This is a genomic window from Chryseobacterium sp. GQ58, from assembly GCF_059758895.1.
The window spans coordinates 78,748-93,129 of the sequence record NZ_JCAXEH010000003.1; the positions used below are offsets into that span (position 1 = coordinate 78,748).

Genomic DNA, 14,382 nt, shown 5'->3' on the forward strand with positions numbered 1-14,382 from the left:
AATTATCTAATATGAAAAATTTCAAATCATTATTTATTCTGCTTCTTTTTCTTGCAATAGGTTTTGTCAAGGGTCAGTCTGCCGCTCAGACACAAGATTATAATAAAACACTTTTACAGACCGTAAAAGAATTGAATCAATCTACAACCAAAGAGGCTTATGAAAAAGTGCTTTACAAGTTTGAAAGATTAAATACCTTAAAACAGGAAAAAGACTGGATTCTGCTCTATAATATTGCTTATTGTAAAATCGTACTTTCACGATGGAAAAAAGGATCTGCCATATCCGTAGATTTGGAAGAAGCAATTTCTACACTACATAAGGCAGCGGCATTAAAACCTAATAATAGTGAAATATTTGCTTTGGAAAGCAGAGCCCTCATCTCATTAATAGGCATGAATGTAGCTAAATACGGCCCCAAGTATACGGAAAGATGCAGAAGCAATCTTGATAAAGCAGTTTCACTGGACAAAAACAATCCCCGCGCTTATTTGGTATACGGAATGTATTATGTGTACTTCCCAAAAATAGTAGGAGGTGATGTAGAAAAAGGCTGTAAACTTTTTCAACAGGCTGCCGGCTTATACAACCGCACAAAACAGGACAATAATTCTGTACAACCGCAATGGGGTAAGGAATTGAATGAATGGTATATAAAAACCTACTGCAAATAATGATACTTATATTAGGTTCTGATCATTACGAGCAAGGCACCGATCCTGTCATCGACTGGCTTATATATTATGAAGTCCCTTTTTTGAAAATCACGCTCAGCGATGTGTTTTACAACTACAACGAGGTTTCGGTTGATATTGGAAATAAACAGATTTTTTTTAAAGGTATTAATCTCACCAAAGAGGTTAACGTAGTTTGGTACAGACATTTTCTAGAGTCTTTCTCTCCTATTGCCGAAGAAAAAGATCCGATAAATATAAGGATGAATAAAGAAACCTTTAATGAAATCAAATGCTTCATGGAGATGTTTACAGAATATCTTAATGATAAAAAATGGATTTCTCCAATGGATGCCATTTACCTAAATAAGCTTACGGTATTAAATGTCGCGAAAGAAATAGGACTCCAAATACCTTATTCGATAATATTAACTTCAAAGAAAGAGGTTCTGAATGTATTTGAAGACAGAAAAATTGATAAGCTGGTTATGAAGCCTTTTTCAGATCGAAGTAAATCTTATTATACTGTTGAAGATGAATCTTATTTGTCTTTCGTTCAGGAATTTTCAAGAGAAAGCGCTGTACATCTTAAGGATGTTTTTTTTCCTACCCTTTTTCAGGAAAAAATAAAAGCTGATTTTGAAATCAGAGTCTTTTATCTGGACGGATTGTGTATTTCATCAGCAATATTGATCCAAGGCAGTTATGACACGGACGACAGAAAAAAAATGACAGACGACAACAAAATCAATGTTGTGAATTATGCTCTTCCCCAGGCAATAAAGGAACACCTGATTGAGCTTATGAAGCAATTACAATTGGTAACAGGCTCAATTGATCTCATTTGTACAATTGATGGCAAATATATCTTTTTAGAAGTTAATCCTATCGGCCAATACAATTACGAATCTGAAAAAAACAATTTCTATATCGAAAAAAAGATAGCAGAATATTTAATTCAATGTAATAATTTCATTATATCTTAAAAAAAGTTTTGTCCTTATGGAAATAAATAGTAATTTACCACTGTTTTACAATTATTTATCAAAAATTCAAAATGAAAACCTCAAGGAATTGAATATTCATCGAAAATTTGGCAAAAGTAAAGCACACAACACAAAAAGATATATAAAAAAAGTAAGCTTTAAACCAATCACAGTACTGTATTTATAAATTTATAAAAACTAAAATATTTATATGGAAACAAAAAGCCTCGATTTCATTGTAAACGAACTGAAGATGAAGATCATAGAAGAAATGAACCTCGTTAAAGTAAATCCCGACACTATTACTGAAGATACTGCGCTTTTTAGAGAAGGTTTAGGATTAGATTCCATCGACGCACTTGAGCTTGTTGTTATTTTTGAAAGAGATTACGGTATAGATGTAGAAGATATAGAGGCTATTTCTCCCCATTTTGCTACAATGGGTACATTATCCCAATTTGTAATCGACAACAGAACCCAATAAAATCATCATCAGATTATGGCTGATTATCCGTTGATTTCTAAAATTGATCTTGTTAAAGTGAGCGACTCATTTTATACTGTAAACTATGGAAGTAAAATATTTTCAATAGGAAATATGCTTTACGACGTGCTTTGTCTTTTGAAGAAGGATGAATCTATAAGTGATATCAAAACAAAGATCAACCAGCAATACAATGTTAACATCAGTGAGTCTTTTCTTAATAATGAAATAGAAAAATTCACAAATAAGCTGGCACAGACTCACGAAAAAAGATCTTCTACGATAGATTATATATATTTTAAAATCAAACTCTTCGGAAAGAATCTCATTGATAAATTATCCGCGCCGCTTCTCATTCTTTTTAATAAATATTTATTCCCTGTTTTAATAATTTTATCCTTGATTTCAAGTGTGCTTCTAGCCTATTCAATTTACACAGATGGGATTTGGTCGATAGAATCATCTTTGAAACATTCTTTGACCGGCATTGTTTTGATCTATGTGGGATTTGCAGTTATCGGTCTGTTTCATGAATTGGGACATGCAACCTCATCCCGGTTTTACGGCAAACCCTCCGAGGAAATAGGATTTGGTTTCTACCTGATATTTCCAGTTTTCTATACTGATGTAACCAAAATATGGAATTTGGGAAAAAACAAGAGAGTAGTTGTCAATATGGCAGGCATATATTTTCAGTTAATTATTAATTTACTTTTTTACGCTTTATACCTATCTATCAGCAATGTCGAAGCTAAAATAGCGATTAAGTTTTTCTTCCTGTCAAACATTATTCTTTTGGTATATTCTTTAAATCCATTTTTGAGAAATGATGGATATTGGGTATACAGTGATTTTTTCGGAATACCAAATTTAATGAGTGAAGCAACGGCATTCCCCCGCAAGCTATATAACAAACTTAAGAGCAGTATATCTTTCAAGCAAAAAATGAATTTTATTTTCAGTAATAAGGCGATAGGTATTTATTCAGTATTGCTGTATATCGTTTTTGTATTACTTATTATTTTATTCATTTGGTTAACCTATCAGAATGTGAAAGGAATCAGTGAAATATACAGTTCGATGAATACAATAGATTGGACATCTTTTGACGCTTCATATAAGCTTATTCATTTAATACTGGGGCTTGGGATCAATATTTATTTCTTAACGGTTATTATAAAAAGACTTGGGAACAGTAGGAAAAGGCTTCCTATTTAAAATAAAGGGTAATGAGAGTCATTACCTGTATTTGTCAAACCAATATTAAACAAAATGTTTATGGAAAATTTAGAAATTGAATTACTAGAAGGTTTCATGTCTGTCGAATTAGAAGAAAGACTTGAAATGGTAAACTTGACAGTTTTAGCAGGTGAAGCTGCTGCTGCAAGCTTACTATGTGATTTCGGTTCTGTAGAAGTTGCTGCTCCAGCACAATAATCTTTACAGATCGAAGATGTATGGGCGGTCAGTAAAAAGTCCGCCCTTTTATTGTTTAAAACTTTGAAATGAAATTGAATAAACTCTCAAGAATTCTACTATTCTTTACCATCGCTACCATAGTTTCCAATATTTTCAGGTTTGATGTGTTTTCTATTAAAGAAAGCCTTAAAAACCTTCCGGATTGGATTTATATTATTCTTTCTACTCTTTTAGAAGGAAGTGGGATACTTGTAGCTACAATCATCGGCCTGAAGCTAATTCCTAAAAGAAACACGATCGATGCTTCGCTTTTTGGCACCTCATTTAGATATAGCGTCACTATGATGGTTGTTCCTTTGATTTTGTTTACAGCATTTGGTATAAACAACAGCTTTAACATGAATAATCATGTATACGCATTTCTTGCTGCTACATGTACATTATTATATTGCATTATAGAAGAATATGGCTGGAGAGGATATCTTCAGAGCGAACTACAGAATTTAAGACCATGGAAAAAGTATGCCCTTATCGGATTGATTTGGTATACCTGGCATTTGCCTTTTCTAGCAGAAACAGATATTATGAGTAACCTGCTTTTTTTAGTCGGTCTTATTATAGGAAGCTGGGGAATTGGGCAGGTCGTTATTTCTACACGTTCTATTGGCGCCTGTGCCTGCTTTCATCTGATAGTACAAATCTTATTATACAACTCTTTAATAAAAAATGGAATAGGCCAAAATCAAAAGCTTATTATTATCATTGCTTGTATTACATTATGGATTCTAATTATTAGAAAATGGGAGAAAGAATTAAAACTTAAAGCATAGTTTTATCCCGAATTATTTACTGATTTAGTACTACAATTTTTTATAATTATTCTAGTAAAATTAAAGTCTATAACATTGCTTGTCATTTCATAGATACCACATTTCTAATTTTAGAACATAATCTGATAAGAAATAATTTTTACTGATATTTTACAATTACAGTTTAACGGTAATTATTAAATTGCATTCGTAAATGTTTAACCTGTTTCATGGAAAACAACAGTAACAATCAAAATTTTTTTGACCACAAGGTAAAACACAATCCGTGGAAAGAATATAAAGCAGCTCCTTGCGAAGCGTTACAGCTGGCTATCAAAGAATATATGCTGATCGAATGTACAGATGCTTTTGAGCTGGAAACACTTCCGAGTACTTCCCTATCGCTGGACTTTATCCTCAAAGGGAATATTGCGATGCATCTGGAAGACAATTTTAGCATTAATTTACCTCATGCAGTGGCTTTCGGTATTGCCCGTAAATCGTTCAGGTTTACCTTTTCTGAAAATACGTTTTTATTTGTAGTGATTTTCAATCCCGGTTTTGCAGCTTCCGTAATCAGAAAGCCCCTGAATGGTTTTTTTGAAAAGTTCATTTCCCTTCAAGAATTATTTAATGAGCAAAAAATTTCACAACTGATTTCCTTATTAAGAAAGCAAGAATCATTTGAAGAAATGGTGCTCATTATTGAAACATTTTTACTTGCAGAAATGAATCTTGTTTTTACAGATGAAATCATCAATAAAGCTATTACTCAAATTAAAAACCGAAAAGGACTTGTAACAATCAAGGAATTAACGGAAAAACTGCCCATAAGCAGGGATGCATTTGAAAAGAGATTCAGGGCTAAAGTAGGAACCACTCCTAAGCGGTATGCCAACATCGTACGATTCAGAGATCTGTTTCAGTCAAACCATTCTAAAGACAATCTTACAGAGATTGCTTTAAAGGCAGGTTATTATGACCAGTCACATTTCATTAAGGATTTTAAAAGTTCGACTGGAAAACTTCCTTCAAATTTTTTGTAGAAAATAAAAACGGCTATACAAGTAGCTGCTTCCGATAATGACTCACATTTAAACCATCTAATATTTTACATTATGAATTCCATGTCCAAAACCTTTAAACTTTTGTTTGGCGTCCTTCTCTTATCAAACATCATTCTCATCACATTCCTTTCCTATTTTTTGTGGAAAAATAATAACGAAACCTTACAAACAGCTCGTATAAATATTAAAGACCCTTCCGGAAAAAATAGAGTCGTTATTTCTAATGCTGACTTAATTCCGCCACCTATCATCAAAGGGAAAAGCTATAAAAGGATGATGACACCTGCAGGACTTATCTTCTACGATAAAAACGGTGATGAACGCGGAGGAATTGCTATTTCGCAGCACGAGGGAATGAACATTAACGCAATAGCATTTGATTATCAGAATGCCGATGCAATAGGTATTTATGCTCAGGATGACCAAAAAAGTAAATCTTTTAAAGCCGGACTGACGATCAACGACAAAGATCTTTCGGGCAAGCCCGGTTATAATGTGAACAGGATCAATCTGATTACAGAAAACGGAAATTCCTCATTGGTAATGAAGGATCCGAATGAAGTGCCGAGGCTAGTTTTCAAAGTCGACAGCTTAGGCAATCCATCGATAGAAATGTTCAATGCGGATGGAAAACTAAAATGGAAACAATAGATTTTATAAGTTCAGCAAAAATTAACATAATTATAACATCTTTTATGAATTCTTAAAGTTATTACGGTCTGATTATTGCTTCTAAAAGAAGCGATTCTCATGTTTAATTGAGTTTTCATGGTTATTAGTTTTTACCCAGCTTCGGCTGGGTTTTTCTGTTAAGACAATTGAAAATGTGAAGTTTATAAGGTTAAGAATAAACTTTCTGATAGAAACAGTAATGACGATTGTAATTTAAATTGTCAATATTCATATAATATTACATTGTCATTTTTTTATTTATAATTTTTTATTTATAACTTTTACCTTTATTTTTTAAATAATCTTGCAATATGTCCAAACAATATCCATTTATTATTTTGTTATTACTTATAGCTCTCCAAAGCTGTAACGATAAAGATAAGATCATAGAGTTAACAGAAAGAGAGAATAAATTATTAGAAAAAGAAAAATTATTTGCCGAAAAAGAATCTGAATATCAAGCTTTACTGAAAATGCGTGATAGCGTTTTTGCTGAAAAAGATTCAGTTAAGATTCTGCTTTGGCCTGCCGAAATTTCCGGAGCCTGGAGCGGAAAAGTAATATGTACAGAATCAAACTGCAGCGACTATGCCATCGGTGACCAAAGAATCGATAACTGGGAATTTGATAGTGATTCTACCCAACTTGTAGCCAAAATAATCAACAATAATAATTTGATTAGAATATATTCCGGTGAATTTGATCACAATGAAATAAAACTCAACTATAAAACAGATTCTTCTGCAAAGAAAAAAGTGGAGATGAGCATCCTTCTCAATGATATATCCGACACTAAAATGAAAGGAACCCGCACCGTAACTGTTGATAACAAATGTATGGCAAAGTTTTCGGTCGAGCTTACCCGTTCTGTAAAATAAAAAACGATTTATGATCCTTAGTTTACACAATCTGAGCCTTCCTTTTGAAGATCCTGTTTTAAAGTTTTTAATGGTTTTGATCATTATTCTGGCAGCTCCGCTTTTATTAAACAAAATTAAAGTTCCTCATTTGCTGGGTCTTATCATTGCAGGTGCCATTATTGGTCCCAACGGGTTCAATGTTTTATCGAGAGACAGCAGTATTGTTGTAACAGGAACCACAGGATTATTGTACATCATGTTTCTTGCGGGTCTGGAAATCGACATGGGCGATTTCAAGAAAAACAAATGGAAAAGTCTGACATTTGGGCTATATACCTTTATTGTACCTTTTGTTTTAGGATTTTTAGGAGGTCATTATGTTTTAAATTTTTCAGTTCTTACTTCTATACTTTTTGCCAGCCTATTTTCTTCACATACACTTATCGCTTATCCTTTGGTAAGTAAAATGGGAATTGCAAAAAATACCGCTGTAAATATTACAGTTGGCGGAACAATGATTACCGATGTGCTTGCACTTTTGGTTTTAGCAATAATTGTTGGAATGTCGCAAGGTGAAGTGGGAACGGCTTTCTGGGTCCGGCTTTCAGGTTCATTTATAATATTCGGACTTATCGTTCTTTTAGGTTTTCCGATTATCGGACGTTGGTTTTTCAAGAAAGTAAATGATAAAATCTCTCAGTACATCTTTGTTTTAGTTATGATTTATCTTGCTGCACTGCTAGCAGAACTGGCTGGTGTAGAAGCTATTATCGGAGCATTCTTTGCGGGATTGGCTCTGAATAGGCTGATTCCACACACTTCTTCACTCATGAATCGTGTAGAGTTTGTCGGAAATGCTATTTTTATTCCGTTCTTTCTTATCAGTGTAGGAATGCTGATTGACTTTCAAGTATTTTTTAAAAGTTGGGAAACATTAGAAGTAGCCGCGATTATGCTTGTGGCGGCAATTGGCGGCAAATATGTTTCTGCAATTGCCACACAGAAAACATTCAGGCTCACTAAAGAAGAAGGGAAACTTATTTTTGGAATGAGCTCAGCCTCAGCAGCAGCAACTCTAGCCGCTGTAATGGTAGGTTACAATATTATTCTTTCTGAATCTGAAACCGGAGAACCTGTAAGATTGCTCAATGAGCATGTATTAAACGGAAGTATACTTCTGATATTAATTTCGTGTACCGTTTCATCTTTTATTTCAATGGCAAGCGCTCAAAAAATTGCTCAAAAAGACAATGAAGATACCGTTTCGGGAAACAACCATGAAGAGGAAAATATCCTTTTAGCCATCAACTACGAAGAAACAGTGGAAAGGATGGTAAATCTCGGAATACTATTCAAAGCCCATTCAAACACCGAAGACTTTTTTGCGCTGAATGTTATTAATGAAGATAAAAATGAATCTTCCGTCAAAAATGCTGAAAAGATTCTGCATCATGCTACCGATACCGCAGCCTCGGCGGATGTAAAACTTCAGGCATTAAAAAGATATGATAATGATGTGATCAACGGTGTCAACAACGTTATCAAAGAACAGAAAATCACAGATCTTATCATCGGTTTAGAAGAAAAGAAAGGCTTTTCACCATCATTTACGTATAATCTGTACAATGGTTATTTGCAGAATGACGATGTCAATATATTTGTATATTATGCCGCACAGCCTATTTCTACCATTAAAAGATATGCGGTAATGATTCCCGAAAAAGCACAAAAGGAAGCCGGCTTTTTTCATTCGCTTTTAAGGGTATGGAATATTGCCAGAAATTCCGGAGCAACCGTTGTCTTTTACGCTCCCGAAAATATTATTGATATTTTGCAGAGGATCATTAAAAAAGCCAATATCGAAGCCGAGTTTATTATTATGAATACATGGAAAGACGGTGAAGATACTGCCGCTCAATTAAAAGAAGATGAGGCTCTCATTGTTTTTATGGCTAAAAAAGGAATGCAATCTTATATTCCTAGAATGAGGCTCATTCCTGAGCTACTTAATAAAAGCCTTCAGCGCAATAATTATCTTCTTATTTTCCCGTATTCCGATTATGGAAAAAACAAATTGGAAAAACGTTTCGTAGGAAACCATGATGATTTTGTAGAAATCGGAAATGTAATTAAAAAGATTTTTAAATAGAATCTAATAAAGTAAAAATCATTTTTGACAATAACCTATCTTAAACAAGTAAGCCTTTTCGGTTTAGAGATTTTGTGCAACCAAAATTAATTAAGCTGCTCACTTTTATGCTTGCTTTTATCGCTTTTTCCTTCTTTGAGGTATTATTTTATCTACAATTTATTAAAATTTCATTTAAACTTAATAACTTCAATTCTAGTGGTATCATAATTGAAAATACAATATCTATTTAACTAAAATATTGAGATTATTTTAGTTAAATGACACTTTATCCGGAAAAATCATTAGATTTGTGATTCATCTAAAACATATTAGGCCTATGATAAAAACCTCTACTTTTTTACAGTTCTATCTCTTTATAGACGATGACATACCATGAAATCCCTGTTTATAAAGTTAAATCACTACTCGAATTTCATTAAATTTTGTATAACTAATACCATTTAAATATGAATAAAGTTTTACTCACTATAACCTTTTTTATAGCTTTTATAGCTAAAATTTCAGCTCAATGCGCACCGGTCCCTGTACCTTTTTCACAATCATTCAGTACTGGTGCGCTTCCGACATGTTGGATAAGCCAAAACCCAACTTCAACTTCCACCAGTGCGAATGCTAAATGGAAGTTTTCAGGATCGGCAGGATACGGCGCAACAGGAAACGGCGGTAAGCCTGCAGGAACATTTGCCTGGGTGGATGCCAGCTCACCTTACACAGGTCTGCATAATGTAGAGCTTATAAGCCCACAAATCAATCTGACGGGTTTAACGAATCCTTATGTTGAATTTGAATGGTTTAAAAATCATTTAACATCAGCTACAGGCACAGTACCCAATTATGAAGACAATCAACTGAAACTTGAAGTAAATGACGGTTCAGGCTGGGTTCAGGTTTGGACAGGAAATACTAATGACCCTGCATGGAGAACGGTAGGCATACCTTTGGCCGCAACCTTTATAAATGCTACAATTCAATTGAAATTTACTGTTGATAAAGATGTTGCCAACGATGGATATTTTTATGATGATATTTTACTGGACGAAGTAAAGGTAATACAGGCTCCTACCTGTTTTGAGCCTACTACTTCACCTGTAACGAATATTGTACCTACTTCCGGAACTATCAACTGGAATCCGCCAGCTGCGCCAGCACCGACACCGGCAAACGGATATGAATATTATTATAATACAACAAATACAGCTCCTGTTGCAGCAACGGTAGGTAGTCTGACTAATGCGACAACAGCTAATTTAACACCATTAGTTCCGGGAACAACATATTATTGGTGGGTAAGATCTGTATGTTCGCCTACAGATAAATCTTTTTGGGTTGCTGGTGACCCTTTCACACCGGGACAAATTGGAGGAGGAACTGCTACGCATTCTTTTCTTCCTGTTTATTCTTGTTCAGGATATAATTATTCACAGCAGATTTATACGGCATCAGAAGTAACCGGAGCCGTTGGGACCAGCAATTATATTACATCAATTAAGTTTTTTGTGTCAAGTACAGCCGCTACGCAAGCGAATTATAATCAATGGGAAGTATACATAGGAAATACAACTCAAACGGATTTTGCTACTACAACAAGTTGGGTTCCAGCGTCATCTTTGCAACAGGTGTATTCAGGTACTTTACCTGCAATGACTGCGGGAACATGGGTAACAATTCCATTAGGCACACCTTTCCTTTGGGACGGAACAAGTAATGTAGTAATTGCTGTAGATGAAAATTCAGCCGGCACTTCATGTACTGCAAACTGGGGCAGCTATACAGCAGGCGCTGACAGAGGAATGGCGTATCGAAATGCCACGACCAATCCTGATCCTGCAAACCCTCCTACTGCAACAAGTCGTTATTCTGTAATTCCGACACTTCAGTTGGTCGGAACAACTTTGCAGCCATGTACAACCGCTTCGCCTGCAAATATTACAGTGAATAATATTACAACCACGTCAGCGACTGTTACATGGACTCCCTCAGCAAACGCCACTTATGTTGTGAGATATAGAATCTTACCATCTGGTGGTTGGCAGACAATCAATGTGACAACACCTAATACCAATAATGCAACAATTCCAGGTCTTACAGAGTTGACTCAATATGAAGTGGAAGTTGCAACAATTTGTGGTGGAATACAAGGAGCTTTCTCTTTACCTGTGGCATTTACGACTCCTGCATTGACATATTGTAATTCTGGTACGGCAACTGTTACAAATGCTTACATTAGCAATATTACGTTGATTGGTACGAATGTACCTACATTTAGTAATAACTCAGGACCAAGCACGTATACAGATTACTCTACAGATCCAACAAAGACAATCACGTTATTGCGAAATACAACCAACAATGTACTGTCGGTTGGAAGAGCTATTTCTTCAGGAACATATTCTACCTATGCCTGGATAGATTTTGATGGAGATGGAGTTTTTAACAATACTCCTTCGACGACGCCAGGTGGTGAAAGAATAATGAATTTAGGATTCTCTAGCACCACGCCGGTTACTGCAAACTTTGCTGTTCCTGCCAATGCTTATGTAGGAACAAGTAAAATAAAAATGCGGGTTATTGTTTATTTTTTAACACCTGCGGATGCTTGTGCGAATCTTACAAGTAATGGTGAGGTTGAAGATTATTATGTGAAATTTATAGATTTACAGCCGTGCACTACAAATCCTCCGACAAATATTATGGCAACCAATTTAACAGCTACAACTGCTTATATATCTTGGTTACCGGCTGCAGGAGCTACTTACCTTATCAGATGGAGAGAAGGTGCTACCGGACCTTGGCTTCCTACAGCTGCCGGTCTGACTCTTCCTGCGGGACAAAACTATCATACGATTACAGGACTTACCGAGCAGACAGGATATCAGGTGCAGGTCGCTACAATTTGTAACGGAACTACAGGTGCCTTCAGCCCTTCAGTATCATTCACTACTCCGCCGGTGGTTTATTGTAATATGACCGGTACAGGTACGAACGATTACATTTCAAATGTAAAAGTTACTCCTGTCAATTTCCCTGTGATGGACAATACTTCCTTGCAGACGAATTATACAAGCTATACCGCTCCTGCCACGCTTATTAATTTAGAAATAGGATCTATCGGAAATCAGTTATCTGTATCTAAAGGTTGGGTGGGAACTACTTTTAGCGACGCTGTTTATGCCTATATAGATTACAACAGAGACGGGACTTTTGCAGACAGCGAAAGAATCATGACTTCGGCTCCAAGCACAACAACTCCTGTTACAGCAACATTTGATGTACCTTCAACGGGTGTGTATTTAGGACCGTTTACAACCACGATGCGGGTTGTTCTTAAACGTACAAGCGCACCTGTTATGTGTCAAAACCCGGCTAATGGTGAAGTAGAAGATTATGCAGTAAGATTGAGGCCTTGCAGCAATGTTACACCGGGAACTCCAACATTTACTGCGGTAACACACAATTCGGCTACCGTGAACTGGACGCCTGCTACCAATAACATTTCATATGTTTTACAATACAGACCGGTAACCAATCCTGCTTCAGCCTGGACAAGCGTAAATGCTTCCACATTGAACGGTAATCCACCGGTTCAGCTAACAGGTTTGATTCCTGCTACAACTTATGAAGTGCAGATTGCTGCAGTTTGCGGTGGCGGACCGGGAGCATTTACAGCTATTAAAACATTCACTACAAGATGTGATCCTACACCTCCGAATGTTACCATAAGCAATGTTACTGCAAGCTCGGCAGTTGTAACCTGGAATCCGATTGTGGCAAGTGCTACTTATACTTTAAGATATAGAAAAGTAGGAACAGCAACATGGACTGAAATTCCGAACCTTATTCCTCCTGTTAATTCTTACACTATCCAGGGATTAGATTCTTTTGTGACGTATGAAGTTCAGGTGGCAAGCACATGTGTTGGAGAAACAACTCCAAACCCATGGGCAAATCCACAAGTGTTTACAACGGTAAGAATTTGTGAAATAGCTCCTCCGGGACTTACCATCACTCAGCTTACTCCGACAAGTGCCGAAGTGATCTGGGATCCTTTCCCTGGAGCAACGTATATCTTGAGATACAGAAAAGTAGGGATTCCAAGCTGGATCGATATTCCGGTGAATACCAATACCTATACCATCACAGGATTATTGGAATTAACAAAGTATGAAATGCAGGTAGCCAACATTTGTAACGGTACGCCGGGGAATTATACGAAATTGTATTATTTCACAACGCCTACCGTGGTTTACTGCCAGATGTCATCTGCTAATTCCGCCAATGAATTTATTTCAAAAGTTACGGCTAAGCCAAGCGGTAAACCTGAAATGATCAATGAAACACAGGCTTCCAATTATTCTGACTTTACAGGAGATAATACGAAATTCATTGAAATGGTTCAAGGTTCTATGAACAATCAGATTATTATTGATAAAACATTAAGTTCAGGTACGGATGCAGGAGTTGCTGTCTGGATTGATTTCAACAGAAACGGATATTTTGATCTTAATGAAAGAATTTTGGCAGACGGACCGAACAACAACCCTACCGCAAGCGCAACCTTCACGGTACCGGCTGATGCTTTTGTAAGCATGACCGATTACAAATATGTTGTGATGAGAGTGGCGATGCAAAAAGACGGAATTCCTGTCAACTGTACAAGCTTTGCAAATGGCGAAGTTGAAGATTACACGGTAAGAATCTCTAAACAGGGAGTTGTGAATTCGGTTAATCAAAATGATATTCTGATTTATCCGAATCCTGTAAGCACAATATTGAATGTGAAAAACATTAGTGAGAAAGCGAATTATAAAATTTACAGCGCCTCTGGTCGTCTCATATCTACCGGATTGATTGTGAATAATAAAATTGATGTAAGTAGCCTTATTAATGGTTTATATGTCATTAGCATTGAAGATGTGAAAGGCAATGTTCAGAAGAAATTTATTAAGGAATAAATAACAAAAGTTACTAAGGCTGTGTATTATTATAACACAGCTTTAGTTAACAATGAACTCTGTTATCAACATTAAACTGCAATAGAAGCAACTCTTGTATTATTTTGTAATACTAGATTGTGGTAATAGAATTGATATAGCTTTTAAAAAATAATGGCAAATAAATGATATAAAAGAAGAAATTATTTTTCATTTTTCGTTCAAAAACAAAGATAACATGTAGCAAAAACGGCTCATAAACTATTTTAAATCAATTCTTCTTAAACATCTGTTTTTAGGTATTTCATTTATATTGTCACAGAAAATT

At 35.5% G+C, this 14,382-nt stretch carries 11 protein-coding genes; all 11 read left to right on the forward strand.

Annotation, left to right across the window (positions count from 1 at the left end; translation table 11 throughout):
* Nucleotides 1-11: 11 nt before the first annotated feature.
* Nucleotides 12-674, forward strand: coding sequence for a tetratricopeptide repeat protein (locus AC6CHK_RS08330; RefSeq protein WP_498095192.1), 663 nt, complete (start codon nucleotides 12-14; stop codon nucleotides 672-674).
* The gene (locus AC6CHK_RS08335; protein WP_498095193.1) at nucleotides 674-1,660 is read left to right on the forward strand and encodes an ATP-grasp domain-containing protein; all 987 of its coding nucleotides are present in this window, start codon (nucleotides 674-676) and stop codon (nucleotides 1,658-1,660) included. The genes AC6CHK_RS08330 and AC6CHK_RS08335 overlap by 1 nt, the downstream gene beginning before the upstream one ends.
* Nucleotides 1,661-1,871: 211 nt before the next feature.
* Nucleotides 1,872-2,144, forward strand: a complete 273-nt coding sequence (locus AC6CHK_RS08340) for a phosphopantetheine-binding protein (RefSeq protein ID WP_498095194.1) — start codon at nucleotides 1,872-1,874, stop codon at nucleotides 2,142-2,144.
* Nucleotides 2,145-2,159: 15 nt separating this feature from the next.
* Nucleotides 2,160-3,362, forward strand: a complete 1,203-nt coding sequence (locus AC6CHK_RS08345; protein WP_498095195.1) for a hypothetical protein — start codon at nucleotides 2,160-2,162, stop codon at nucleotides 3,360-3,362.
* A gap of 60 nt (nucleotides 3,363-3,422) precedes the next feature.
* Complete coding sequence (locus AC6CHK_RS08350) at nucleotides 3,423-3,581, forward strand: hypothetical protein (RefSeq protein ID WP_498095196.1); 159 nt, start codon at nucleotides 3,423-3,425, stop codon at nucleotides 3,579-3,581.
* A gap of 68 nt (nucleotides 3,582-3,649) precedes the next feature.
* Nucleotides 3,650-4,393 (forward strand): CPBP family glutamic-type intramembrane protease, encoded by a 744-nt coding sequence (locus tag AC6CHK_RS08355; protein WP_498095197.1) that lies wholly within the window; start codon nucleotides 3,650-3,652, stop codon nucleotides 4,391-4,393.
* Between the two features lie 209 nt (nucleotides 4,394-4,602).
* A complete protein-coding gene (locus tag AC6CHK_RS08360; protein WP_498095198.1) occupies nucleotides 4,603-5,418 on the forward strand; it encodes a helix-turn-helix domain-containing protein in 816 nt (271 codons plus the stop codon).
* A gap of 81 nt (nucleotides 5,419-5,499) precedes the next feature.
* Nucleotides 5,500-6,090: a hypothetical protein gene (locus AC6CHK_RS08365; RefSeq protein WP_498095199.1), complete on the forward strand. Its 591-nt coding sequence runs from the start codon at nucleotides 5,500-5,502 to the stop codon at nucleotides 6,088-6,090.
* 332 nt (nucleotides 6,091-6,422) lie between these two features.
* Nucleotides 6,423-6,989: a hypothetical protein gene (locus AC6CHK_RS08370; protein ID WP_498095200.1), complete on the forward strand. Its 567-nt coding sequence runs from the start codon at nucleotides 6,423-6,425 to the stop codon at nucleotides 6,987-6,989.
* A gap of 10 nt (nucleotides 6,990-6,999) precedes the next feature.
* Nucleotides 7,000-9,120, forward strand: coding sequence for a cation:proton antiporter domain-containing protein (locus AC6CHK_RS08375; protein WP_498095201.1), 2,121 nt, complete (start codon nucleotides 7,000-7,002; stop codon nucleotides 9,118-9,120).
* A 449-nt stretch (nucleotides 9,121-9,569) separates the two neighbouring features.
* Nucleotides 9,570-14,075 carry a fibronectin type III domain-containing protein gene (locus AC6CHK_RS08380; RefSeq protein ID WP_498095202.1) on the forward strand — a complete coding sequence of 1,502 codons (4,506 nt, stop codon included), beginning with the start codon at nucleotides 9,570-9,572 and terminating at the stop codon, nucleotides 14,073-14,075.
* Nucleotides 14,076-14,382 lie beyond the last annotated feature (307 nt).